Below are 25,619 nucleotides of genomic sequence, written 5' to 3'. Positions count from 1 at the left end.
GGCAGTCGTGACGGAAAGCCAGCGGGAACCGGTCAAGGTCTTCCTCGTGGACGACCACGCGTTGTTCCGTGCGGGAGTGCGCACGGAACTCGATTCGATCACCGACGAGGTGCAGGTCGTCGGCGAGGCCGGGTCGGTCGCGGAAGCGGTCGCCGGCATCGCGCGCACGAGTCCGCAGGTCGTGCTGCTCGACGTCCACATGCCCGACGGCGGCGGTGCCGAGGTGCTCCGCCGCGTGCGCCCGGAGCTGCCGGACGTCGTATTCCTCGCGCTGTCGGTGTCCGACGCCGCCGAGGACGTCATCGCGGTGATCCGCGCCGGCGCGCGCGGATACGTCACCAAGACGATCTCGTCGAAGGAACTCGTCCGCGCGGTGGTCCGGGTGGCCGACGGCGACGCGGTGTTTTCCCCGCGCCTTGCTGGCTTCGTCCTCGACGCCTTCGCCGATCGTCCCGGCTCCGCGCCGATCAACGACCCCGAGCTGGACCTGCTCACCCCGCGCGAGCGCGACGTCCTGCGCCTGCTCGCCCGCGGTTACGCGTACAAGGAAATCGCGTCCGAGCTGTTCATCTCGGTGAAGACGGTCGAGACGCACGTGTCGAGCGTCCTGCGCAAGACCCAGCTGTCGAACCGCTACGAGCTCTCCCGCTGGGCCTCGGACCGCCGCCTCGTCTAAGCCGGAGTCAGTTCCTCTTCCGGAGCCACCGCCGGTTTGCGCTGCAATCGCGTCAGCGCGACGCCGAGCAGCACCACGACCATGCCCGCGATCACGCGCAGATTCAGCTGCTCGTGCAGGAAGACCGCGCCCAGCAACACCGACACCACCGGCAGCAGATAGCCGACCACCGACGCGGCCACCGCGCCTTCGCTCGCCAGCAACTGGTAGTTGAGCGCGAACGCGATCCCGGTCGAACCGAGGCCGAGGATCACCACCGCGATCAGCGCGACCGGGCTCAGGTGCACCGGCGTCAGCCCGCCGAACGGCATGGCCAGCACCAGAAAACCCGTGGCCAGCAGCATTTGCCCGCCCGCGATCGCGTAGGGCGAGGAGCCGGTGTTCGACAGGTACCGTCCTTCGTAGACGAACGCGAATCCGTAGCTCGCCGCGGCGGCGAGGCAGGCCAGCGCGCCCCAGCTGAGCAGCCCGGAGGCCTGCCACGGCGCGAAGATCAGCAGGATCCCGCCGAGCCCGATCACCAGACCGGCGATCCGCGGCGCGTTCATCCGGTTCGACACCCCGAGGAACGGGGCCGCCACGAGCACCCAGAGCGGGGTGGTCGAGTTCAGTACCCCGGTGATGCCGGAGTCCACAGTGGTCTCGCCGACCGCGAAAAGCAGGAATGGCAACGCATTGTGGAAGAACGCCGCGACCAGCAGATGCCCCCAGGTGCTCCGCTGCGCGGGCAGGCTCCGGCGGCCGACCAGGCACAGCGCCAGCAGCACCGCGGTGCCGAGCACGAGCCGCGCGAGCACCAGTTGCACCGGCGAAAACGCTTCCAGCCCCAGCTTGATCCAGAAAAAACTCGATCCCCACATCAACGCGAGCGCCGCGATCCTCAGCAGCGTCTTCGTCTCGCCCACCCCAGGTTCCTCCTTCGCCTCGCTAGCCAGCTTCGCTGCGGCAAGGTGTAAGGACAAGCGAAAATAACTGGAGGGACCATTAAGCAAATCTGTAGGATCGAAGCCATGCTCGATGTACGGCGCATGCAGGTGCTGCGCGCAGTGATCACGAGCGGTTCGATCACTGCCGCGGCGAGGAATCTCGGCTACACGCCGTCGGCGATCAGCCAGCAGCTGGCGGTGCTCGAACGCGAAGCGGGCACGCCGTTGCTGGAACGCGTCGGCCGCGGCGTCCAGCCGACCCCGGCCGGGACGCTGCTGTCCGAACACGCCGAGACGCTCAGCGCGGAGCTGGCCCGAGCCGAGGCCGCGCTCACTGAGCTGAAGGAAGGCCGTACCGGCAAGCTCGCGATCCGCTACTTCGCCACGGCGGGCGCGACGATGGTGCCGTATGCGGTGGCCGCGCTGCGCCGCGAGCACCCTGGCGTGTGGCTCGATCTCAAGCTCATCGACCCGGGCGACCCGCTCACCGAGGTCGAGGAAGGCCGCGCTGACCTGGCGATCATCGTGTATCCGCGGTCGTCGGAGCCGGGCCGGGGCATCGAGCTGATGCCGCTGCTGGACGACCCGTATCGCGCGGTGCTGCCGCGTGCGCACCGGCTGGCTCGCAAACGCGTTCTCGACCTGACCGACCTCGCCGAGGAACCATGGGTCGGCGTCGACCCGATCCCCGGTGCCTGCCGGGCGATTCTGGAAGGCGCCTGCGCGTCGGCCGGGTTCCACCCGAACGTCGTGGTCGAGTCCGAGGACTATCCGTCGGCGCAAGGGTTCATCGCCGCCGGGCTCGGCGTCGGGCTGGTGCCGGAGCTGGGGCTCGGCACGCCGCATCCGGGCGTGGTGGTGCGCCGGGTCCGCAATCCGCAGCCGAGCAGGCATATTCACGCCGCGGTGGCCGCACGAGTCGCGGACAGCCCGGCCGTGCGGACGTTCCTCGAAGCCATGCAGGAGGCGACCGAGAACGTCGCCTGACGCCGGCTCAGACGAACAGCAGCTGCGAAACGCCGATCCCGATCAGGATCGCGCACAGGATCGCCGCGACGGTGAGGATGATCCGCCGCCGCGCCGCCGCCTTCTCCCGAACAGCCTGCGCGGACGCGGCCTGCTGCGCCGGCGCGGGCGTGTACCGGGCGGTCGGCTGCTGCATCGCTTGCTGCCGCATCGGCTGCGCCGGAGCGGGCGCTTGCGGCACCTGCTGGACCGGAAGCTGCATCAGCGGAGCCGGTTGCTGAGCCTGCTGCGGCTGTTGTGGCGGCAGGATCTGCTGGGTCGGTTCCGGGACATCGGGCTGCTGCACGGGCAGCGGCCGCGACGCGGGAAGGGTCGGCAACGCGGGCGCGGTCGGCGGGATGAACGCGGTCTGCTCGCGTCCGACAGTGATCGCCTTCAACGCGTGCACGGTGTCGTCCATGGTCGGCCGGGCAGCGGGATCGGCGCGCAGCATCTTCTGCAACGCCCCGGCGAGCGGGCCCGCGTTCTCCGGCGGCCGCTCCGGGGACTGGCCGTCGTCGCCGAACGGCGGCACGCCCTCAACCGCCGTGTACAGCGTCGCGCCCAGCGAGAACACGTCCGCAGCTGCGGACGGAGGCGCGCCGCGGGTGACCTCAGGTGCCCGGTAAGCGGCGTGCGGACCGCCGCCGGTGATGCCGATGTCGGTCAGCTTGACGCTGCCGTCGTCCGCGAGCAGCACAGTGTTCGGTTCGAGCGTGCGGTGGACGATGCCCGCCGAGTGAATCGACGCCATCGCGTCGCCGAGTTGGATGCCCAGGAACGCGGCCTGCTCCGGAGTGAGCCGGCCGTGCTCGGCGAGGAACACCGACATCCCGCGCGACGGGATGTACTCCATCACCAGCCATACGTCCTGGCCGTCGGGCAGCACGTCGTACACCGTGATCGCGCACGGATGATCGATCCGGGCCGCGGCCTTGCCCTCTTCCATCGCCATCGCGCGCGCCTGTTCGGCACGGTCCGCCGGCAGGCCGACGGGCAGGTACATGCGTTTGACGGCGACGGTCCGGAACAGCCGCGTGTCGAACGCGAGCCACACGATGCCCGCGCGGCCGCGCCCGATCGGCTGGTCGAGCCGGTACCGCTCCCCGACGATGCTGCCTTCTGAACTCAATGCTGTCCCTGGATCATCCGGTCGGCGACGGCGGACCGCTGGTTTCACTCGGCGTCGTCGTCGGTTCCTTGGTGCGCGTCGGCTTCGTCGGCTTGGTGTTCTGCGGCTGGGATTGTTCCTGCGTCGGAGTGTCCTCCGCCGTAGTAGACCGCCGCGAGTGCCGCGTCGACTGGGTCTCGCGGGTCGCGCTTTCCCGGAAAGACGTAGGCGGGGACGTAGTGGTTGCTTCCGAAGGCGGCGGTGTGACGGACGTCGGTGCGACCGCTGAAGACGAAGCGGGCGGTGCCGGCTGGGAAGCGTCCGGCGGATTGCCCGGAGTCAGCAGCCACACGCCGAGCGCGACCAGGCCGACGACCACGACGCCGCCGATGATCGCGGGCTTCTTCCACGCACCGGGCTTCTCGCCCTCGTCGTCCTCGGGCGCTGTCTGCACGCGGGTCCGCGACGCGGGCTCCTCGTCGTACGGGTCGTCCTCGTAGTGGTCTGGCACCGGGACCGCGCGCGTCGCGGCGAGGCCGTTGCGACTCGGGTCGCCGTAGAGCGGCGGCTCCTGGTGGTAGTCGTCGTAGTCGTTCTCCGGGTAGCCGGAGCCCGGCGGATACGGGGCTTCGTCGTAGTACTGCTGCGCGCTCGGGTCGTACTGCTGGGTGACGCCCGGGTTGTCGAGCAGCGTGCCGGAGTGGCTGGCTTGCTCGTCGTCTGGATGCAGCAGACCAGCGGCCGCCGCGCCGCCCGCCGCACCGAGCGCGGCCGCGCCGAGGGTGCCCGAAGAGGAGGCCATCAGCGTCTCGTCGGCCGGACCGCCGAGCGGGGTCTCGCCGCGCGCGACCGCGGCCAGCAGCTCCTCGCATTCGTCGGCGGTGGGCCGGTGCTGGGTCTCCGGGTGCAGCAGCACCGCGAGCACGCTCGCCAGCGGGCCGGACTGCCGCGGCGGATTGATCTGCCCCGCGGCGACCGCGTGCAGCAGGCTCAGCGTGTTCTCGGACAGGCCGAACGGCGGCTGCCCTTCGCAGGCGGCGTACAGCGTGGAGCCGAGCGAGAAGACGTCCGACTCGGGGCCGGGGTCGCCGCCGATCGCGACCTCGGGGGCCAGATAGGCGGGGGTACCCGCGATCATCCCGGTCTTGGTGACCGTGACGTCGTCCTTGGCCCGCGAGATGCCGAAGTCGGTGATCTTCACCGTGCCGTTGCCCGCGAGCAGGATGTTGCCCGGCTTGATGTCGCGGTGCACGATGCCGACCGCGTGCGCCTCGCGCAGGGCGGCGGCGATCTGCGCGCCGATCCGGGCGACCTCCAGCGGCGGCAGGGTGCCTTTTTCCTGCAGCACCTGCGCCAGGCTGGTGGAAGCCAGGTATTCCATGATCAGGCAGGGCTGGCCGTTGTCGTCGGTGACGACGTCGAACACGGTGATCGCGTTCGGGTGGTGCAGCCGGGCGGCGATCCGGCCCTCGCGCATGGTGCGCTGCCGGGCGTCTTCCGCCTCGTGGTTCTCCAGCCCGGGCTGGAGAAGCAGTTGCTTGATGGCGACCGTACGGCCCAGCACATCGTCGTGGGCGCGCCAGACGGCCCCCATCGCGCCGGAACCGATTTTCCCGACGATCCGGTACCGGCCGGCGACCAGACGACCCTCGTCGCTCACGCGACCTCCCTTTGGGGCTCCGACTTCCCGGGGTGGGACTCTTCTACCCCGAAGGGGTGAGTTCGAACCCGCCGCGGCACCGGAGCGTAGGCACCTGCTGTGGACCGTGTGCCGGTTTTGCCGAGACCGACCCGTGACAAGGCTAGGCGCTCACTCTGCGCACACGCACGCGGCACACTTCGGCCAGCCCAGCATAACCACGTTCGCGCAGGTCAGGAGTAGACCGCGGACAGGACACGAGCCTGGGAGATCACATCCTGCTCGACGACGTCGAACAACTGGGTCACGCGCAAGAGAGTTCCGTCGGCCTGGCGGACCAGCGCCACGGCGAAGACCGAACCGTCGTCCTGGACGTGCAGTTCCTGGACGTCGATCGAGTCGGCCCCGCTCCACGCGCGGACCAGATCGCCCGTTTCGCCGCGCGCGACGTTCGGGGTGAGCAGCGAAAGCGCGTTCTCCGGGTGGTGGTCGATGGAGGTGTAGAACTTGCGCACCGCTTCGAGCTTCACCGGATCCGGCGCGGCCGCCGACGAGGTGGCGGACTTCTTCCGCGATTCCGCCGAGGCCGGGGTGCTTGAGGAGGCCGACGACGAAGTGCCGGAAGTGGTTTCCGGAGTCGTGGCTCCCGAGTTCGAGGGCGTCGTGGCCGCGGAGTCGGTGTGCTTGGACTGCGTCGTGCTTTCGCTCTGCCCCGACGTCGTGCCGCCGGACGAGTGGACCTTGCGCTGCTGTGGCACGGCCTGGCCGCCGAGCGCTGCCGCGCCGCTGAACCCGGCGGGCATCGCGGCTCCTCCGGCGGCCGGAACGGCGGGCCGCGGGCCGCCGCTGAGCAGCGAGGCGGTGACGACGGCACCGGCGACGAGCGCGCCCGCTCCGACGAGCCCGGCCAGCTTCGCGCGCCGGGCGAGCTTGCTTTCGGGCTCTTCGACGGGGTCCTCGGCCCGGACGACCGGACGGCGAGTGCGCGGCGGCAGGTACTTCTGCGGTTCGCGGAACACCTGCTCAAGATATTCGCGGTCGGCCTCGGCGACGTCCTCGAGCAGTTCCGGCGGGATCACGTCCTCGACGCGCACGGCGTCGGGTTCTCGCCGGGTTCGCTGCCGTTCAAGCACGAAAGTCCTCGCTCTGGGGGTTCGGGGCGGGACACGACACGGTGGCGGTGTCCCCGGGGCGGTCCGGGGCGATTCGTGGTCGGCCCGGACCTCGTAGTCGCCAGGTAACCCTGTGCCGACCGGCGGCCGCCAGACTCCGTCGCCGGAATGCCGCCGTCGTACGACGAACGGCAGCTTATGTCACCCAACCGGACGAGGGAACAACCGCTCACCGCACCGCACGTGCATCGGCATTTGCAGACAGTGTGCTGGTCAGCGCCCGTCGTCGGTGATCTTGCCGTTGTCGTCGAACGTGAGCGTCTGCTGCTCGGTGCTCTTGCTGCCGTCCTGGTGCGTGACCTCGACCGTGTTCACCGTGGTGCCGTGCTCCGGGTCGATGGTGACCTTCTTGACCTCGAAATACGCGACGTCGGCGTAGCGCTTGCGCAGCCCCTGCGGGCCCTCCTGCTTGAGGTCTCCGGACGTGACCGACGAGGCCGCCGACGGGTCGGTGGTGACGTTGTTGAGGAACTTCTCCGAGTTGTCGCCCATCGTGCCCGCGTTGTTGGTGGTGAAGTACGGCGGCGGCTTCGTTTCCCGCTGAGCGGGAGTGACCGGCGGCTTCTCCGGCGCCTCGCTGGACGAGGGCGAGTCCGTCGTCGTCGGCGCGGAGGTCCTGCCGCCGGTGCCGGGGCCTGCCGACGTGGTCACGTCGGCCGAACTGCTGCTCGCGGAACTGCTCGGACCGCCGCCCTGCTGCGGATGCGTGCCGTTGTCCGAGGTGACGCCGTCGGGGCTGGTGCTGGAGTCGCGGTGCGGGACGTTGCCGCCGATCCCGCCGTGCTGTTCGTTCGGGATGAGCGCGCTGAGGTTCGGGTTGCCGCCGTTCTGCCTGCCTGGCCAGCCGCCGCCGACCGCGTCGGTCGTCGTGGTGGCGGGCCCGCCGACCAGGAACGTCCCGGCGAACAGCAGCCCGACGACCACCGCGCCGGACGCGCCGGTGGCGAACCACGCGGCCTTGCGCCAGGTCTTCGGCGGGGTGACCGACGCGGGCACCGAGCCGAGATCGAACGTGCCGAGGCCGTCCAGCAGCGGCGCGGAGTACACGCGCACCTCGTCGTCCTGCTGCTCTTGTTTCTCCTGCGGCGAGACGGCCGGTTCGCCGAGCGTGACGCGCTGGCGCCGGGGCGGTTCCTCCGCGACCGGGTTCAGCTCGACGCGTTCGCGAGGGCTCTCGGGCCGGTTGGCCAGCGCGGCGGAGGTGGTGGTGACGCGTTCCTGCCGGGTGCGCCGGGTCGGCTGGGGGAGCGCGTTTTCCGGCGGGGCGAAGGCGCGGTGCTCCTCGGGGATCCGGTCCTGCGGAGGAGCGAAGGCGGTGCGGGATTCAGGCTGGCGGGCCGGCGGGGCGGCCTGCTGGCCATGGGGGGCGACTGGCTGGGCGGGGGTCGCGGCCTGGCGGCCGCGAGGTTCGGCTGGCTGTCCGGGGAAAGCTGCGGTCTGGCGGGGTTCGGCCAGCCGGTCCGGGGCGGAGGACTGGTGGCGCGGGGGTTCGACGGGGGCGCGGCGGCCGCGGGGATCGCTCGTCGCCCGGCGGCGCCGCGGCTGCGGCAACGGCGGTTCCGCGAGCGGCAACGTGCCGCTCGCGGTGGGGAAAACCGGCTGATTAGGGGCCGGGCGGTTCCCGTCGTCGGGCACCCGGTTCGCGCGCGGAGCGGGTGCGCCGCGCAGCTGCGGGTTCTCGCTGCCGCGCTGCGTCGGAGCGCCGTTGCCGGCCGGTGCGCCTCCGGTGCGGTGCCGGTGATGTCCGGCGGCGCGGGGCGGCACCACCGGGGTCCAGGTGCCGTCGGCGCGGACGCGATGCCGCCCGGGAACGGTGACCTCGGCGTCCGGCACCGCGCCGGGACGGTCCGCGTGCCGCCGACCGCCCATCGTGTTTCCCGTCATGCCGGTCCGACCCCTCCGCGAGGGGGGTGTGACGGCGCCGGGGCGGTCGTCAACCCGAACGGAGCAGGCGAGCGGAGGACGGAGCTTGCGTCCACACTTGCGAACTCCCGCGCAAATGCACGCGCACGCGGAGAACGGCGCGCGGAGCCGCAGCTCCCGCGCGTCCTCCGGGCGTTGCCCAGCACAGACGCCAGGGTCCTCACGGACTTCACAGTAGGAAACCGGCAGGCGAATGTCTTCACCCATCCTGCAACTTGCACCGGTTTCACTCGACCGGGCGCGCCCGAACGGGCGGCACGTCACGCAGCGCAGCGTACCGCCCGGTGTTTGCCCAGTTCGGGGGCTCGTCAGCCGCCGCTGCGGTACTTCGCCTGCGTCGACTGGAGGGCCTTCATCGACGTCGCGCCACTACCGACTGCGATGACGATGGCGAGGATGTCCAGCACGACGTTGCCGGAAGTGAGCAGCCAGGCGAACAGCGACGCCGCGGTGGCACCGCCGGCCAGTGCCCAGCGGCTGCGCACGTACTGCGCGACCGGGGCCCCGCCCGCCCGCTTGCCCGCCGCGTTGTTCAGCAGCGCCAGGTAGCCGACGTGGCCGAGGGACGCCAGCACGCTCGCGATCGCGATGATGACGGCGATGAGGTTAATCATGTGTCCAGTCTGCCCGGTTTCCTTGTCGCGCGAATCGGGGATGCCCCGGATACCGCGTCAGCGGCCCAGCCTGCCGCGGCCGAGGTTCAGCAGCAGCATCGCCAGCTGCCTGCCCTCCGGGCCCAGTTCGCGGTAGCGCGCCAGCACGTCCATCTCGCGGTTGTAGACGATTTTCGTGCCGCCCGCGGCCATCCGGGCCGCGCCGATGGTCTTCGACACCTCGACCCGGCGCTTCACGAGCCGGAGGATTTCGGAATCGAGCCAGTCGATCTCCTCGCGAAGCGACGAGATGTCCTCGCCCGCCGGGGTGTGCTTGGCGGGCTGTCCGTCGGCGTTCTGTGTCTGCGCGTTCATCGGGACCTCTCTGAAGTCCGGACTCCCTGTGGCCCAGGGACGGCGAAAGCCCCGGGTCCAGTGGACTCCGGGGCTGCGGGTGATGGCGGGTGGGGCACTACGCGATCACGGGAGCCGGAGTCCGGGTCCCGTAAAAAAATCGCTCGCTGCTGTGCCGCACGGATTCAGTATGGCACAGGCGCGCCCGGCCGACGGCGGAACGCCCGCACCCGCGCGTGCAGCACCAGGCTGATGAACAGCCAGAACAACGGCATCGCCGGCCAGAAGAACAGCGCGCCGCCGATCGCCCAGCGGACGATCAGCAAGGTCGCGAGCACCGCGACGATGCCGAGGTGAATACGCAGCGCGGGATGTTCGCGCAGCGCGGCCCGGGTCAGCGGCCAGCCGCCGCCGCGCGGCCGTACCGGCTCCGGGCGGGGAAGGTCGGAGGTGAGTTCGCCGAGTTCGTCGGTGTAGCGGACGGCGTAGACCGCGCGCAGCCGCTCTTCCACCTCTTCGAGCGTGAGCCGTCCTTCGGAACCGGCGGCCTGGATGGTCTCGGCGACGCGTTCGCGGTCGCCGTCGGAAGCCCTCAGCCGGGCGGGAATCTTGTCGTCCATGCCATTCGATGCTCCGCGCCGCGGCGGCTTCGCGCGTCGGACGCGAGGCGACACTGCGGCGTACGTCCGGAAGCGCAGGCCGACCCCGTGGCTGTTCCGGGACTGTCGTACCCCCGGGGTAGCGTTGACAGACGATGGACACCCTCTTCGATCTCCCCGCAGACCCGCCCGCCCGCGCTGCCCGGCCGGGAACCGCAGACCTGCTCGAGGACCTCAACCCCGCCCAGCGCGAGGCGGTGACGCACGCCGGAGGTCCGCTGCTGGTCGTCGCGGGAGCCGGATCGGGCAAGACGCGCGTGCTCACGCGCCGGATCGCCTACCTGCTCGGGCAGCGCGGCGTGCATCCGGGCGAGATCATGGCGATCACGTTCACCAACAAGGCCGCCGCCGAGATGCGCGAACGCGTCGCGGCGCTCGTCGGCAAACGCGCGAACGCGATGTGGGTGTCCACGTTCCACTCGATGTGCGTGCGAATCCTCCGCCGTGAGGCGAAAACGCTCGGTATGTCGTCGAGTTTCTCCATCTACGACTCGGACGACTCGAAGCGGCTCATCACGCTCGTGGCGCGCGATCTCGACATCGACCCGAAGAAGTACGCCGCACGCACGCTCGCGGTGCACATCTCGAACCTGAAGAACGAACTGGTCGATCCGGACGAGGCGGTGTCGAGGGCGGCCAACGACCTGGAACGCCGGGTCGCCGAGGTCTACGCCGAGTACCAGCGCAGGCTGGCGAGCGCGAACGCGTTCGACTTCGACGACCTGATCATGCGGACAGTGTCGTTGCTGCAAGCGTTCCCGGACGTCGCGGAGTACTACCGGCGGCGCTTCCGGCACGTCCTGGTCGACGAGTACCAGGACACCAACCACGCGCAGTACACCCTGGTGCGTGTGCTGGCCGGTACCGAAGCGACGGACACCGGGATCGAGCCGGCCGAACTGTGCGTGGTCGGCGACGCGGACCAGTCCATCTACGCCTTCCGCGGTGCGACCATCCGCAACATCGAGGAATTCGAACGCGATTTCCCGAACGCGCACACGATTCTGCTGGAGCAGAACTACCGCTCCACGCAAACGATCCTGTCCGCGGCCAACGCGGTGATCGCCCGCAACCCCAACCGGCGAGCCAAGCGGCTGTGGACCGATTCGGGCGACGGCGAGAAGATCGTCGGCTACGTCTCGGACAACGACCACGACGAGGCCGCGTTCGTCGCCGGGGAGATCGACTCGCTGGCGGAGAAGGGCGAGGCGGACTACTCGGACGTCGCGGTGTTCTATCGCACCAACAACCAGTCGCGAGTGTTCGAGGAAATCTTCATCCGGCTCGGCCTGCCGTACAAGGTCGTCGGCGGCGTGCGGTTCTACGAGCGGCGCGAAGTGCGGGACATGATCGCGTACCTGCGCGTGCTCGCGAACCCCGACGACACGGTCAGCCTGCGGCGGATTCTCAACGTCCCCAAGCGCGGTATCGGCGACCGGGCCGAGGCGGTCGTGGCCACGCACGCGGAACGGGAACGGATCTCTTTCTGGGCCGCACTGCGCGACGCGGTCGACGGCAAGGTGGCGCTGCTGAACCCGCGCTCGGCCAAGGCGATCACCGGCTTCGTGACGCTGCTGGACGAACTGCAGGAGATGGCGTCGTCCGGCACCGAGGTCCACGACCTGCTCGAAGCGGTCCTGGAGCGCACCGGCTACCGCGCGGAACTTGAGGAATCGGACGACCCGCAGGACGCGTCGCGCGTCGAAAACCTCACCGAACTGGTGACGGTGGCGCGCGAATTCGCCGAGTTCACCGCCGAGGTCACCAACGACGAGAACGCGGAACTGGTCCTGGACGACGGCGTCCCCGCCCCCGGCTCGCTGCCCGCTTTCCTGGAACGGGTTTCCCTGGTCGCGGACGCCGACTCGATCCCCTCCTCCGACGGCGGCGAAGAAGGCGACGGAGGCGCGGGCGTGGTCACCCTGATGACCGTGCACACCGCCAAGGGCCTGGAATACCCGGTCGTCTTCTGCACCGGCTGGGAAGACGGCGTCTTCCCGCATATGCGCGCCCTGGGCGATCCGGCTGAACTGGCCGAAGAACGCCGCTTGGCCTACGTGGCGATTACCCGTGCGCGGCAACGACTTTACGTGTCACGGGCGCTCACCCGGTCGGCGTGGGGACAGCCGCAGATGAACCCCGCTTCCCGCTTCCTGGACGAACTGCCGCCGGATCTCGTCGACTGGCGCCGCCTGGAACCGTCCTCGCCGGGCTTCGGCAACTTCGGCTCCTCGTCCGGTTCCTCGTCGGGCCCGCGAGCCGCGACCACGTGGGGCCGCCGGTCCTCGTCGTCGGCAACGTCTTCGAGTTCGCCGTTCGGCAAGGCGTGGAAGGACACGGTGGCCCTGAAGCTGGACGTCGGAGACCGGGTGAGCCACGACAAGTACGGCCTGGGCACCGTCATTTCCTGCGACGGCATCGGCCCGCGCGCGACGGCGACGATCGACTTCGGAGCTTCGGGGAAGGTCCGGCTGATGCTGATCGGCAGCGTGCCGATGGTCAAACTCTGACGTCTGCTGCGGTTTCGGCTGCGCCTGCGGCGGCTGCTGCTGGCGCGGCTTTGAGTTTGATCCGCAGTCCCCGGCGATGGCAGGGCAAAGCTGTAGGCGTATCCGGCCGGGCAAGCCGTGTTCTCATCCAGCCCTGCCGCGGGCTGCTGGGCTGCTCTCGCCTGGTGCCTTCTCCTGCGCCCATTCCGGACAACTTTCGCCGGACTGAGTGAACTTCCCCGTGAACCCGCTGATCTTGTCGGTCCCCTCCGGCATACTGAAATTCATCGAACACAAGTTCGATGAATTGCGGTAGGCTGAGGGAAGGGACGCAGGGGATGGACGCGGTGCTGTTTGGGGTGTTCGCCGCTGGGGTACAGGAGTACTTGAGGAGAGTCGCGGGGACGGTTGCTGTGGGGACGGCGACCCGGCCAGCTCGGGACGTGCCAGGGGATGTGGCACGGCTAGCCGCGGCGTGGCGCGCGCTGCTGAGGCAGCACGCATTGGGGCCGGACGGCAGGTGTGTCGTCTGTGGAGGAGCGTCGCGCGTCGACGATGGAGTCGCGCGGTGGATGCCGTGGCGAAGACGCGCGGACCTGTGCACGGTGTGGCAGGTAGCAGTCGCCTACTTCGTCCGCCGCCTGCCTGGCAGCGATCCGTGAGTTCGTCGTCCGATGCCTCGTTCGGGCCGGGCGGAGGTCGCCGGGACCGTGTTCGGAGCGAATTCCGCGGCGCACTTCGGGTAGGGCATTGGCTGACGGACGGCGCGTCGCCGCGCTTGCCGGTGGCCTCTCGTTGCCCAGACGCTGCTCGCTCTCCTGCGGTTTCACCGTCGAGCTTGGCGTTATCTGGGGTGGCCGCGCCGACCCGCAGGGTGGGAGAGCTGCCAGAATCCCTTTGCTCGTGAAGGCTTTCCAGCGCTGTGGCAAGCCTAGGTCGACTCGCGCTCAGCCCACGATGTCATGTGGCGGCAAGATGCCACTGGTACCGGTCGCCCCGGCTGGCAAGAAATGCGGGTCGGCTCAGACGTTCACGCCGCGGGCAGCGAGCCACGGACGCGGGTCGATCTTCTTGGTGCCGTTCTGCCACACCTCGAAGTGCAGGTGCGGGCCGGTGCTCTCGCCACGGCTGCCGATCTCGGCGATCTGCTCGCCGCACTTGACCTTCTGGCCTTCGTGGACGGAGAAGCTGTTCATGTGGCCGTAGACCTGGATGGTGCCGTCGTCGAGCTGGATGCGGACCCAGAGACCGAAACCGCTGGCGGGGCCTGCCTGGATGACGGTGCCGTCGGAGGCGGCGTAGATCGGGGTGCCGATGGAGTTGGCGATGTCGATGCCGAGGTGGCTCGTGCCCCAGCGGGCACCGAAACCGGAGGTGAACGTGCCGTGAGCGGGCATGCAGGTCTTCGGCCGGGCGGCCTCTTCGGCGGCCTGGCGCGCGGCTTCGGTTTCCGCTTGCACGCGGGCCTTGGTGACCTTGGCGCTGTCGGCCATCTTCGCGGCTTCGGCGGAGGCGTCGACGGCGTGGCCGGCCGGCAGCAACTCGGGAGCTCCCCCCGAGCCCGCGCTGCCGAGGGTGAACGAGGCGCTCGCGTTCTGTGCGTTGGCGAGCGGGGTGACCGCGGCGTCGGAATCACCGCCGCTGGTCGACTTGAGGGTCTGCCCCGCGGCGGCCGCGGCGAACGCGCCTGCCGCGACGGCGGCGACTACGACCCGCCCGCGAAGGGCGGAGGAGGGCGGGGAGATGCGGTGCTGCCCCCGGACGCGGATGACTGCACCGTCCAGTGCGTCTTTCAGCGCCGGGGAAGGGGCTTGGCCGCCGGGGGAGCGGTGTGAAGCCAAGACAGGGCCTTCCATCGTCGGGGAGCCGGGGCGGAAGCGAACTCGGGCGGGGGATCCCGTGAACGAACCTCGGGGGTGATTCGCTCAGCGTCCTGCTTCGTGACCTGACTGTAATGGGGACCGGGGGACAGTAACGAAGCGGCACCTCAATGAGCAAGGCGCGACCGGGCTTTCGGCCGAACGAGTGGCGCTCATCGTGCGTCTAGCTGTGGAAACTACCCAAAGTTAATCGGGAACTACTTCACTGATTGTGGCTTGGGTCACATACCTTCGGATGGCCCAGCGCTCCCGAAGGCCCTCTCGGCGGCCTCGTGGACGAAATAACCGGCCGTCCCGGTGCGTTGAAGCAGTTTCACGCCGAATCTTGTGACGCCGCTCACTCGCGATGTGCCTCGGCGGCCTCTTTTCGGAGGTTTCGCTTCTCGCCCCATCCTCCGGCAACGAATCTCGCCCGGACCTGCTTGGACCGCAGTCCTGAGGCAAGACCTCGCCATGTCCGGCGGCCCGGTTCCCCCGGTTCCCCCCCGGTCGGCCGGTCCCCGTCACCGTTGCTCGTGGCGGAAGCGCCTGGTGACCTGGCTTTTCCCGGAGGGCCCTAGCTGTCGGCGGTCCTCTCGCCCGCGGAGCGTGCGGTTCTCCGCCGGGCTCCCCGTCGCCCCTGTTCGCGGCGGTGCGGCCGGTTGCCTGCCCTCCCCGGCAGGTCCCGGCCGTCCCTGTCCCGATCCCCGGCGGACCGTCCTCACGACCCCGCCCGAGCCTTGCCGCGGCTCCTTCCACGGCCCAGGCCCGAGCCCTGTCGCGGCTCCCCCGACGCCCCGGCCTCCCTCCACGCCCCGGGCCCGAGCCCTGTCGCGGCTCCTCCGACGCCCCGGCCCGAGCCCTGTCGCGGGCTCCCTCCACGACGCAGCCCCAGCCGGTCGCGGCTCCCTCCACGACCCGGCCGGATTGCCTGCCCGGCAGGCACTGGCCGTCTCCGTTCCTGGCAGGCCCTCCCCGGCCTGCCAGGAACGGAGATCGCGGCTCCCCTCCGCGACGCGGCCGTTCACCTGCCCTCCCCGGCAGGCCTCGGCCCTCTCCACCTCAGTCCCGGCAGGCCGTCCCCACGACCTTCCGGCACCCGCCGCGGCTCCCCTCCGCGACCAGGTCGGGCACCTGCCGCGAACAGGCATCCGACCTCGTCCATCGCCCCCGCGATGTGTCCCCGTGCTTCGTCCCGCGCCGGAGTGACGCCCCGAACGCCACTCCCTTACGCGACTTCCCCGAAGTTTTCCCCGACAGCTCCCTCCGGTCCCTCTGCCGTCGAGACCTCCGGCCCGCGCCCCTCTTACGCGGATCGGCGGAATTTTTTCTTCGCACCCGTCAGACGCGCGGGAACGCCCGAAGGTTCATCCGGCGGGGAATTCACCTGGAAGTGCGTTCCGGCCTGGTCGAGGCGGCCCTGTTGTCCCCGCGCGGGGACAGGTCCTTGCTAGCGTCGCGAGCGATGACTCCGCCGACCCCAGAGCCTTCCGACGGCGATTCCGCCCCGGACACCCCGGGCCGTCCCGCCGGACCCCGGCGTCCCAGCCTCGCCGAGCGCAAGGCCGCCGCCCGCGCCCGAGCCCGCCGCGACGCCGATCGCGCCACATCGGATCCAGCCGACTCGTCTCGTCGCCGCGGGAAGGATCCTGCTGAACGTTCGGCTGACTCGTCCAGCGGCACCGAGCCGAGGCCGCCGAGTCCCGCCGAGTCGCCTCGCCGCAGCGGGGAGACTTCCGCGGAAAGCTCAGCCGATCCGGCTGCCCGCGACCAGCCCGCGGCGGAAAGCCCCGCCAACCGGGAACCCGCCGCCAGGCGACAGCGCGACGAGGCTGGCCTGACCAGCCAGAAGTCCGCCGCCATCCCGGTCGAGCCGAGGTCCGCGCCCCGGACCATCCCCAGCCGCCAGGACACGGACCGTCGAGACGCGGACCGCCGAGACACGGATCGCCGAGACGCAAACCGTCGAGACACGGATCGCCGAGACGCAAACCGTCGAGACGCGGACCGCCAAGACACGGATCGCCGAGACGCAAACCGCCGAGACACAAACCGCCGAGACACAAACCGCCGAGACACAAACCGCCGAGACACAAACCGCCGAGACACAAACCGCCGAGACACAAACCGCCGAGACACGGACCGCCAAGACGCGGACCGCCAAGGCGAGACCCTCCTGGACCTCACCGACCAAACCCCTTCCCCAAGGCTCCGAGCCGCCACCGCTCTCCTCGCCGTCGGCTCCCTGGCCCTGGCCGCCGGCGCCATCGCCCCGGTCTCGCCTGACGCCGGGCCCGGCTACCTCTCCTGGCCGCTTCTCGTGATCCTCGCCGTCGTCCCGGCCGGGATCGCGGTCGCGGCGGCTCGCAGCGGGCGGCACGGGCTGTCCGCCGGTCTCGTCACCGGTCTCGCCGCCCTCGCGCCGGGGCGGCTGGTCCTCGATCTCCAGTTCCTCGTCAACGGTTCCAAAACCATCCGCCCCGAGCTGTATCTCCCGGACCGGCTGCTCGACCGCAGCGGCGTCGGCATCGGGTTCTGGCTGCTGATCGCCGGGCATCTGCTGACGCTCGCCGCCGGGATAGTGGCCGCGCGCGTCGTGCGGGAGCGCAACGAGATCGCTGGCGGCGACGACAAACGCCGTTGGCGGCTGATCATTCCGCTGCTCGCCGTCGTCGCCGCGGTCGGGCTATTGATGACTCCCGTGCTCTCGGACGACCCGTTTCTCCTTGCGCGGTCAGCATTTGAAGGTCCGGGGCTAGCGCTCGCCGGTTACCTCCTTCTCGCCGGTGCGCTGCCGGTCGCCGCGGTGCTCGGGGTTTTCGCCGGCTCCGACGGCGTCGCTCGCGGGACGCTCGGCGGGATTGTCGCGGCGGTGCTAGCCGTCGCGGTGCCGACGTTCGTCGCGGGGCTCGCTGTGTCGGGGCTGGCAGTCTCAACGGGCGCGTACCTCGCCGTCGTGCCGATGGTGCTGGTCCTCGTCCTCACTCCACTTGCGACACCGCAGCAGACGCAGGCCGAGCGCACCGACCTGGCCGGCGAGGCCCGCGTCCCCGGGCTCACCATCTGGCGCGCGCTCACCGGGCTGCTCGCGGTGCTGACCGGAATCGCGGCGGCGATCGGCGCGTACGCTCCGCAGCTCGGCAACAGCACGGACAGCCCGGCACGGCTGCAACTGCTGATCGCGGCCATTCTTGTCGTGCTGCCAACACCTTTCCTTCTCGTCCGCCGCACCGCGCCGATCGCGCGCGGAATTCTCGCGGTGTTGTGGGCTGGCGTTGTTCTCGCGGGAACAGCGGTTCTCAGCACGGCCATCACCGCTTCCGAAGCGACTGGGCTCGGCGGGCTCGGCGGCGCGATCAGCTACCACCTCGGCGCGGGAGCCGTTTTCACCGCGATCGCGCTCGGTCTCGCCGGGCTTACCGGATTGGCCGCGGTGATCACCGGCGTCGTGGAACGTGACGACACTGGTACCGAAGGACCGCGATCCACCGCGGTGATTCCGGCCGGAATCACCGCGGTGCTGGCGATCGCGACGTTCGGCACGCCGGTGTTCACCGCGCAGGATTACGCGCCGCCCGGTCTCTGGTCCGATTTCGACACTCCGTCGTGGGGATTGCTCGCCGCGCTGCTCGTCGTTCTCGGGACGCTCGGGTTGAGCGTTCGTTCACGGCCTGGTGCCGCGGCGGCGGGGCTGACCGCGACGGCGGTGCTCCTTGCCTTGCACGTCGCCGAGATCCCGCTGGTCAGTTCGCTGTTCTACACCGCGAAGCCGGGCGCTGGGTGCTGGCTCGGGCTCGCTGCGGTCGTGGCGGCAGCGAGCACCGCGGTCATCGCGGCTGCCGGTGCGAGGAAGTGAATCCGCGGCGCGTCGTCCTCGTGGAGCTGGCTGAAGAAACCGCGGCGATTCCGTTGGCGCGAATGCTGCGCGACGCCGGTCTCGAAGTCGTCCACGGAGGACACCTCGACACGGCGGAAAAGATCGTGCGCACCACCGAACAGGAGGATCCAGACATTCTGGGCCTCCTCGGCGGTCCAGTGCCCGAAGGTCTCACGGAAGCGCTCTCCGGCACCACGGTGATCGAGTTGGGCTCCGAAAGCCCGGAAAAGGCCGCCGAAATGCTTGTCGGTGGGCGGACTCACACCCTCTGACCGCGTACGGTGACCGACTTCACCAGGTGCGGCGTCCCCTGCGTCTGCGCTGGTCGCTAACCTCGACTGGTCCGACAGCGCGGTCCGGAAAACGGACCACCACAGTGGCGTGTCGTCAGGAGACTGGAGTAGTGGACCTCTACGAGTACCAGGCGAGGGATCTCTTCGCCGCCCACGGAGTACCGGTTCTGCCGGGTGCCGTGGCAAGCACCCCGGAAGAAGCCAAGGCCGCCGCGGAGCAGATCGGCACCCAGGTCGTCGTCAAGGCGCAGGTGAAGGTCGGCGGCCGGGGCAAGGCGGGCGGCGTCAAGCTGGCCCAGACGCCCGACGAGGCGAAGGAGAAGGCGGAAGCCATTCTCGGCCTCGACATCAAGGGCCACATCACGCACCGCGTGCTGGTGGCGGAAGCCTCGGACATCGCGTCCGAGTACTACTTCTCCTTCCTTCTCGACCGCGCCAACCGCACTTTCCTCGCGATGGCGTCGTCCGAGGGCGGCATGGAGATCGAGCAGCTCGCGGTCGAGCGCCCGGACGCGCTCGCCAGGATCCCGGTCGACGCGATCAAGGGCGTCGACAAGGCGACGGCGCTCGAGATCCTCAAGGCCGGCAACTTCCCGGCCGAGATCATCGACGAGGCCGCCGACGTCGTGGTGAAGCTGTGGGAGACCTTCGTCTCCGAGGACGCCACCCTGGTCGAGGTCAACCCGCTGGTCCGCGACCCGCAGGACAAGATCATCGCCCTCGACGGCAAGGTCACCCTCGACGAGAACGCCTCCTTCCGCCACCCGGCGCACGAGGAACTCGTCGACAAGCAGGCCGAGAACCCGCTTGAGGCGAAGGCCAAGGCCAAGAACCTCAACTACGTCAAGCTTGAGGGCGAGGTCGGCATCATCGGCAACGGCGCGGGCCTCGTGATGTCCACTTTGGACGTCGTGGCGTACGCGGGCGAGAAGCACGGCGGCGTGAAGCCGGCCAACTTCCTCGACATCGGCGGCGGCGCGTCGGCCGAGGTCATGGCGGCCGGGCTGGACGTCATCCTCAACGACACCGACGTGAAGAGCGTGTTCGTGAACGTCTTCGGCGGCATCACCGCCTGCGACGCGGTCGCGAACGGCATCGTCGAGGCGCTGAAGATCCTGGGCGACGAGGCCACCAAGCCGCTGGTCGTCCGCCTGGACGGCAACAACGTCGTCGAGGGTCGCCAGATCCTGGCCGACGCGAACCACCCGCTGGTCACCGTGGTGGACACAATGGACAACGCGGCCGACAAGGCTGCCGAGCTCGCCGCGGCAGGTGCGTGAGATGTCGATCCTGATCAACGAGAACAGCAAGGTCATCGTCCAGGGGCTCACCGGCTCCGAGGGCATGAAGCACGCGACCAAGATGCTGAAGTCCGGCACCAACATCGTGGGCGGCGTCAACGCCCGCAAGGCCGGCCAGACGGTCACCATCGAGGGCAAGGACCTCACCGTGTTCGGCACGGTCGAGGAGGCCATCAAGGAGACCGGCGCCGACGTGTCGGTCATCTTCGTGCCGCCGAAGTTCGCCAAGGACGCGGTCATCGAGGCGATCGACGCCGAGATCCCGCTGGCGGTCGTCATCACCGAGGGCATCCCGGTGCACGACTCGGCCTACTTCTGGGCGCACGCGGTCGCGACCGGCAACAAGACCCGGATCATCGGGCCGAACTGCCCCGGCGTGATCAGCCCCGGCAAGTCGAACGCGGGCATCATCCCGTCCGACATCACCGAGGCCGGCGGCATCGGCCTCGTGTCGAAGTCGGGCACGCTGACCTACCAGATGATGTACGAGCTGCGCGACATCGGCTTCTCCACCGCCGTCGGCATCGGCGGCGACCCGGTCATCGGCACCACCCACATCGACGCCCTTGAGGCGTTCGAGAAGGACGCCGACACCAAGGTCATCGTGATGATCGGCGAGATCGGCGGCGACGCCGAGGAGCGCGCCGCGGCCTACATCAAGGAGAACGTGACCAAGCCGGTCGTCGGCTACGTCGCGGGCTTCACCGCCCCCGAGGGCAAGACGATGGGCCACGCGGGCGCGATCGTCTCCGGTTCGTCGGGCACCGCCGCGGCGAAGAAGGAGGCCCTCGAGGCTGCCGGCGTCAAGGTCGGCAAGACCCCGAGCGAGACCGCGGTTCTCGCCCGGGAGCTGTACAACAGCCTCGGCTGACCAGCAGCGACTCCTCTGGCGGAGGCCGGGCACCGACGCGGTGCCCGGCCTCCGTCGTTTCCGCCCGCAACCGATCCGGCGTTCAGTGCGTCCAACGTCGCGGACGCCCATCGCGGATGCGCTAGCGTGCAGTCACTCGTGAGCGGGGGACGCCGCCGGTGCACCCCGGGCGCCACCGGATCCCGAACCACCGGTCGATGAGACAGGAGAGCTTCCGATGACCTTCCCCAGTGGCGGGCCCGGCTACCCCCAGCAGGGCCAGCCGTCCCAGGGACCGCCCCCGTCGGGCGGGTTCCCGCAGCAGCCCCAGCCGCAGCAGGGCCCGCCTGCCGCGGGTGCTGGAGCGCCGCCGAACCTTCCGCTGCTGCTGTCCCTCGGCGTGGCCGGGCTCGGAGTGGTGCAGTACTTCCTCGGCTTCGCTTCCGAGGCGGGCACGGCCGGGCAGCCCATTCTGTTCCTGCTCGTCGGCGGTCTGCTGTCGGCGCTGAACCTGCTGCCCAAGGGGCCGAAGACGCTGCCGTTCGCCGCGCTGTTCAGCGTGGTCGGCGGGCTGGGCGCGCTCGACGCCGTCATCTCCGGGCGTACGTCGGCCATCGTGATCGTGGTGCTGATCCTCGGTCTCCTGCAGGCGGCCGCGTCGGTCACCGTGCTGCTGTTCGAGTACGGCGTGCTCAAGCCGCCGGTGCCGCAGCCGTCCGCTCCGGCGTATCAGCAGCCCTACGGCCAGCAGGGCCAGTACCAGCCGACGCAGTACCAGCCGGCTCCCGGACAGCAGGGTCAGCAGCCGCCGCAAGCGCCTGGACAGCAGCCGCCGTCCTCGCCGACGCCGGGGCAGCAGGCCACGACGTACGCGCCGCAGCAGGGCCAGTTCTTCCAGCCGCCCGCTGACCAGAACAAACCGGGCACGCCGCCCGGAGGTTTCGGACAGCAAGGCTGAAACCCCTTCGCATTACCCACCCGCTGTGACTCTCCGTGTCACAGCGGGTGTTTTTCTTGGCCTGGTGCCACGACCGGGTGGGCGTTGGATTCGCCACGTCCGCCGGGCGGCGTGCCTCACCCGGACGGCCGAGCGCGGATGTCATGGTCGAGGACATGCAGGTGCTCACCAGTCCCGGCCGCCCCGCGGGCGACGAGCCGGTGGGCGACTCCCTTGACCAGGATGTTCCCCGGTTCCGGGTGTTGCTCGCCGCGGCGCTCGGCCCGCTCGTCACCGGCTACGCGGTGGTCGCCACGTTGCTCGCGCTCGTCACCCTGACCGCCCAGCACGCGATCTTTTCCGCGGGCGGCGTGCTGCTGTCGGCGGGACCCGGCTGGCTGGCCGCCTACCAGGTCGAACTCGGGATCGGCGGCCATCCGCTCGGGATGCTGCCGCTGCTGCCGACGATCGGCGTCGTGCTGCTGGTCGCGCGGGCGGCGGCCAAGGCCGTGCGACGGCTTCACTGCGCCAGGCCGCGGCACGCGGTCCCGTTGATCGCCACGATTTCCGGTGCGCATCTGCTGTTCGGCGTGCTGATTTCGCTGCTGTCGATCGGCGAACCGGTACGGGCTAACTTCTGGCTCGCCGCGGTGGTGCCTGCCGCGATCTCCGGACTCGCGGCCACCGGCGGGGTGCTTCGCCGGTTCGGGATGCCGCAGGTGCTCGCCGACCGGCTCGACCCGCTGGCTCTTCGCGGTCTGCGCGCGGGCCTGCTCGGACTGTTCGCGCTGCTGGCCGCTGGCGCGCTGACACTGACCGCCGCCACGGCGCTGTCCGCGCGCACGGTGGCCAGCCTGTTCGAGCCGTCGTTCGGGAGCAGCTTCGGCCTGTTCCTGCTTTCCGTGCTGTACCTGCCGAACGCTGTGGTCGCCGCGATGTCGTTCGTGAGCGGTCCCGGGTTCAGCATCGGCAGCCTCGACGTGCACCTCATCGGCTACCGCGGCGGTTCCGTCCCCGGGGTTCCGCTGCTCGGCGGCATTCCCGAGCACGCCGCGTCGTGGTGGCCGGTGCTGCTGGTGCTGCCGCTGGCGATCGGAGTGCTGGTCGGCTGGTCGGTCCGCGCGGTGGACGAGGACCCGGCGGGGCGGCTGCGGGCCGTGGTCGTCGCGGGCGCGGTCGTCGGGTTCGGCTGCGTGCTGCTGGGCACGCTCGCCGGCGGACGGCTCGGCGACGGTCCGTTCGACCCGGTCAGCGTGCCGGTCGGGGTGGCGTCGATCGTCGCCTTCTGCTGGATCGTGATTCCGGCCGGGTTCGTGGCCTTCTTCGCGGGGGCGCACGCTCCGGTGCCGCCGGTCGGCTCGCTTGAGGTGCAGGACGAGGCCGAGCCCGAGTCCGAAGCCGAGTCCGAGGATGCTGAGCCGGAGGAGTCCGAGTCCGACGAGGACGTCGCGGACGAGGGCGAGGAATCCGAGGAGGACTCGGCCGAGGCCGACGAGGACTTCGACGCCGAGGCCGACGCGGAGCTGGGCCTGGACCTGCCGGAGGACGAGCCGGAAACCGAAGCCGCCGAGACCGGGGACAAGCCCGAAAGCCCCGCCGAGGAGCCGGAGGCTGTGACCGAGTCCACCGAGGACTCCGGCGACGCGAAGCCCGCCGAGGACGACCGTTAGGGTTGGGGCGACCTGGTGAAGCGCCGTGCGCCCGAGGCGTACCGCCGTGCAAGGAGCCCGTTCTGGCCAGCCGCTTGGAACTGCCCACTCCGGTGAAGATCGTCGTGCTCGCGTCCGGTTCCGGCACGCTGCTGCAGGCCGTGCTCGACGCGGTCGAACAGCCCGGGTTCCCGGCCTCGGTCGTCGCGGTCGGAGCCGACCGCACCGGAATCGAGGCGCTCGCGCGAGCGGAGCGGGCGGACGTGCCGTCGTTCACCGTGCGCGTCGCCGACCATCCGGACCGGGCCGCGTGGGACCGCTCGCTCGCCGAGGCGGTCGCGGCCTATCAGCCCGACCTTGTGGTGTCCGCGGGCTTCATGAAGATCCTGGGGCCGGAGTTCCTGTCGCGGTTCGCGGGCCGCGTGATCAACACCCACCCCGCGCTGCTGCCGTCGTTCCCCGGGATGCACGCGGTCGCCGACGCGCTGGCCGCGGGCGTGCGGGTCACCGGATCGACGGTGCATTTCGTCGACGCCGGGGTGGACACGGGCCCGGTCATCGCCCAGGAGGCGGTGCCGGTGGAGAACGACGACACCGAAGACGTCCTGCACGAGCGGATCAAAGCCGTGGAACGCAGGCTGCTGGTTGAAACGATCGAGCGACTCGGCCGTGGTGGGTGCACCGTGGACGGACGAAAGGTGAGGTTTTCGTGAGCACAGCACAGGGACGGCGCCCGGTCCGGCGCGCGCTGATCGGCGTCTCGGACAAGGCCGGCCTGCTCGAGCTCGCGACCGGCCTGCACGCGGCCGGCGTCGAGATCGTGTCGACCGGCGGCACGGCGAAGGTCATCGCGAACGCCGGGGTCCCGGTCACGCCGGTCGAGCAGGTCACCGGGTTCCCCGAGTCGTTCGACGGCCGGGTCAAGACGCTGCACCCGCGCGTGCACGCCGGGCTCCTCGCCGACCAGGGCAACGACGACCACGTCGCACAGCTCAAGCAGCTCGACATCGCGGCGTTCGACCTGCTCGTGGTGAACCTGTACCCGTTCCAGGCGACTGTCGCGTCCGGCGCGAGCTTTGAGGACTGCGTCGAGAACATCGACATCGGCGGTCCCGCGATGGTGCGCGCGGCCGCGAAGAACCACGGCAGCGTCGCTGTCGTCGTGGATCCGGCGCGGTATGAATGGGTGCTTGAGCAGGTCTCCGCGGGCGGCTTCGAACTCTCGGACCGCAAGCGGCTCGCTGCGCAGGCGTACGCGCACACGGCTGCGTACGACACGGCTGTCGCGTCCTGGTTCGCCAACGCGTACGCGCCTTCGGACGACAGCGGCTTCCCGGACTTCCTCGGCGCGACGTGGGACCGTGCGGACGTACTGCGCTACGGCGAGAACCCGCACCAGAAGGCGGCGCTGTACCGCGGCGCGCAGCCGGGCCTCGCGCACGCGGAGCAGCTTCACGGCAAGGCGATGTCGTACAACAACTACGTCGACACCGACGCCGCGCGCCGGGCCGCCTTCGATTTCTCGGAGCCGGCTGTCGCGATCATCAAGCACGCCAACCCGTGCGGGATCGCTGTCGGCGCGGACGTCGCCGAAGCGCACCGCAAGGCGCACGCCTGCGACCCGGTGTCCGCGTACGGCGGCGTGATCGCCACGAACCGGCCGGTGAGCGTCGCGGCGGCGGAGCAGATCGCCGAGGTGTTCACCGAGGTCGTGCTCGCCCCCGACTTCGAGCCGGAAGCGCTGGAGATCTTGCAGCGCAAGAAGAACGTGCGGCTGCTGAAGCTGCCCGCGATCGAGAACGCGGCCCCGGCGGAGCTGCGGCCGATCTCCGGCGGCGTGCTCGTGCAGACCGCCGACGCGATCGACGCCCCCGGCGACGACCCGGCGAACTGGGAGCTGGCCACCGGCTCGCCCGCCGACGAGCAGACCCTGGCGGACCTGGAATTCGCGTGGCGGGCGCTGCGCGCGGTGAAGTCCAACGCGATCCTGCTGGCGCACGAGCAGGCGACCGTCGGCGTCGGCATGGGACAGGTCAACCGCGTCGACTCGTCGCGGCTGGCGGTCGCGCGGGCGGGCGACCGGGCGAAGGGCTCGGTCGGCGCGTCGGACGCGTTCTTCCCGTTCCCGGACGGGCTGGAGGTGCTGATCGAGGCCGGCGTGCGAGCCGTCGTGCAGCCCGGCGGGTCCATCCGCGACGCCGAGGTGATCGCCGCCGCCGAGGCCGCCGGGATCACGCTGTACCTCACCGGAACGCGCCACTTCGCGCACTGACTTTTCTGCTGGCCGGCCGGGACCTTCGGGGCCC

At 70.4% G+C, this 25,619-nt stretch carries 20 protein-coding genes; 11 read left to right on the top strand and 9 right to left on the bottom strand.

Annotated features, from left to right (window positions below):
• Positions 1–7: 7 nt before the first annotated feature.
• The gene (locus BM362_RS33870; protein WP_067588085.1) at positions 8–676 is read left to right on the top strand and encodes a response regulator; all 669 of its coding nucleotides are present in this window, start codon (positions 8–10) and stop codon (positions 674–676) included.
• Here BM362_RS33870 and BM362_RS33865 read toward each other — a convergent pair.
• The gene (locus BM362_RS33865; protein WP_067588087.1) at positions 673–1,581 is read right to left on the bottom strand and encodes a DMT family transporter; all 909 of its coding nucleotides are present in this window, start codon (positions 1,579–1,581) and stop codon (positions 673–675) included. The genes BM362_RS33870 and BM362_RS33865 overlap by 4 nt on opposite strands.
• Before the next feature lie 105 nt (positions 1,582–1,686).
• Here BM362_RS33865 and BM362_RS33860 point away from each other — a divergent pair, with 105 nt between their 5' ends.
• Complete coding sequence (locus BM362_RS33860) at positions 1,687–2,589, top strand: LysR family transcriptional regulator (RefSeq protein ID WP_067588089.1); 903 nt, start codon at positions 1,687–1,689, stop codon at positions 2,587–2,589.
• 7 nt (positions 2,590–2,596) lie between these two features.
• On the opposite strand, the gene BM362_RS33855 is transcribed toward BM362_RS33860, so the two are convergent.
• The 7 genes from BM362_RS33855 to BM362_RS33825 form a co-directional block, all read right to left on the bottom strand.
• Complete coding sequence (locus BM362_RS33855; RefSeq protein WP_093575929.1) at positions 2,597–3,739, bottom strand: protein kinase domain-containing protein; 1,143 nt, start codon at positions 3,737–3,739, stop codon at positions 2,597–2,599.
• A gap of 13 nt (positions 3,740–3,752) precedes the next feature.
• Entirely contained in the window at positions 3,753–5,378 is a 1,626-nt protein-coding gene (locus BM362_RS33850; RefSeq protein WP_093575928.1) for a serine/threonine-protein kinase, read from the bottom strand.
• Between the two features lie 212 nt (positions 5,379–5,590).
• Complete coding sequence (locus BM362_RS33845; protein WP_067588095.1) at positions 5,591–6,490, bottom strand: hypothetical protein; 900 nt, start codon at positions 6,488–6,490, stop codon at positions 5,591–5,593.
• 252 nt (positions 6,491–6,742) lie between these two features.
• Positions 6,743–8,413 carry a hypothetical protein gene (locus tag BM362_RS33840; RefSeq protein WP_244287369.1) on the bottom strand — a complete coding sequence of 557 codons (1,671 nt, stop codon included), beginning with the start codon at positions 8,411–8,413 and terminating at the stop codon, positions 6,743–6,745.
• Between the two features lie 347 nt (positions 8,414–8,760).
• Positions 8,761–9,066, bottom strand: a complete 306-nt coding sequence (locus BM362_RS33835) for a hypothetical protein (RefSeq protein ID WP_067588097.1) — start codon at positions 9,064–9,066, stop codon at positions 8,761–8,763.
• A gap of 57 nt (positions 9,067–9,123) precedes the next feature.
• Positions 9,124–9,420 carry a chorismate mutase gene (locus BM362_RS33830; protein WP_093575926.1) on the bottom strand — a complete coding sequence of 99 codons (297 nt, stop codon included), beginning with the start codon at positions 9,418–9,420 and terminating at the stop codon, positions 9,124–9,126.
• 164 nt (positions 9,421–9,584) lie between these two features.
• Positions 9,585–10,019: a DUF1707 SHOCT-like domain-containing protein gene (locus BM362_RS33825; protein ID WP_093575925.1), complete on the bottom strand. Its 435-nt coding sequence runs from the start codon at positions 10,017–10,019 to the stop codon at positions 9,585–9,587.
• 134 nt (positions 10,020–10,153) lie between these two features.
• Between BM362_RS33825 and pcrA the strand changes: the two genes are divergently transcribed.
• Positions 10,154–12,568: a DNA helicase PcrA gene (gene pcrA, locus BM362_RS33820; protein ID WP_067588101.1), complete on the top strand. Its 2,415-nt coding sequence runs from the start codon at positions 10,154–10,156 to the stop codon at positions 12,566–12,568.
• 1,001 nt (positions 12,569–13,569) lie between these two features.
• Here pcrA and BM362_RS33815 read toward each other — a convergent pair.
• Entirely contained in the window at positions 13,570–14,388 is an 819-nt protein-coding gene (locus tag BM362_RS33815) for a M23 family metallopeptidase (RefSeq protein WP_202506885.1), read from the bottom strand.
• 2,338 nt (positions 14,389–16,726) lie between these two features.
• Here BM362_RS33815 and BM362_RS33810 point away from each other — a divergent pair.
• The 8 genes from BM362_RS33810 (at position 16,727) to purH (ending at position 25,585) form a co-directional block, all read left to right on the top strand.
• Positions 16,727–18,262 (top strand): hypothetical protein, encoded by a 1,536-nt coding sequence (locus BM362_RS33810; protein WP_244287368.1) that lies wholly within the window; start codon positions 16,727–16,729, stop codon positions 18,260–18,262.
• Between the two features lie 62 nt (positions 18,263–18,324).
• Positions 18,325–18,555: a hypothetical protein gene (locus BM362_RS33805; protein ID WP_232791838.1), complete on the top strand. Its 231-nt coding sequence runs from the start codon at positions 18,325–18,327 to the stop codon at positions 18,553–18,555.
• Between the two features lie 131 nt (positions 18,556–18,686).
• Positions 18,687–19,856, top strand: coding sequence for an ADP-forming succinate--CoA ligase subunit beta (sucC, locus tag BM362_RS33800; RefSeq protein WP_067588107.1), 1,170 nt, complete (start codon positions 18,687–18,689; stop codon positions 19,854–19,856).
• A 1-nt stretch (position 19,857) separates the two neighbouring features.
• Positions 19,858–20,748, top strand: coding sequence for a succinate--CoA ligase subunit alpha (sucD, locus tag BM362_RS33795; RefSeq protein WP_067588109.1), 891 nt, complete (start codon positions 19,858–19,860; stop codon positions 20,746–20,748).
• Between the two features lie 217 nt (positions 20,749–20,965).
• On the top strand, positions 20,966–21,685 hold the full coding sequence (locus tag BM362_RS33790) for a DUF5336 domain-containing protein (RefSeq protein WP_093575924.1): 720 nt from the start codon (positions 20,966–20,968) through the stop codon (positions 21,683–21,685).
• Between the two features lie 143 nt (positions 21,686–21,828).
• On the top strand, positions 21,829–23,334 hold the full coding sequence (locus BM362_RS33785) for a cell division protein PerM (RefSeq protein WP_167545549.1): 1,506 nt from the start codon (positions 21,829–21,831) through the stop codon (positions 23,332–23,334).
• Positions 23,335–23,408: 74 nt separating this feature from the next.
• Positions 23,409–24,026 (top strand): phosphoribosylglycinamide formyltransferase, encoded by a 618-nt coding sequence (gene purN, locus BM362_RS33780; protein ID WP_093575922.1) that lies wholly within the window; start codon positions 23,409–23,411, stop codon positions 24,024–24,026.
• Entirely contained in the window at positions 24,023–25,585 is a 1,563-nt protein-coding gene (gene purH, locus BM362_RS33775; protein ID WP_067588117.1) for a bifunctional phosphoribosylaminoimidazolecarboxamide formyltransferase/IMP cyclohydrolase, read from the top strand. The genes purN and purH overlap by 4 nt, the downstream gene beginning before the upstream one ends.
• The last annotated feature ends 34 nt before the right edge of the window (positions 25,586–25,619 follow it).

The sequence above is a fragment of the Amycolatopsis rubida genome (assembly GCF_900115345.1).
GTDB classification, from domain to species: Bacteria; Actinomycetota; Actinomycetes; order Mycobacteriales; family Pseudonocardiaceae; genus Amycolatopsis; species Amycolatopsis rubida.
Note: the sequence above shows the minus strand (reverse complement) of the source record. Positions and strands in the feature narration are given on the sequence as shown.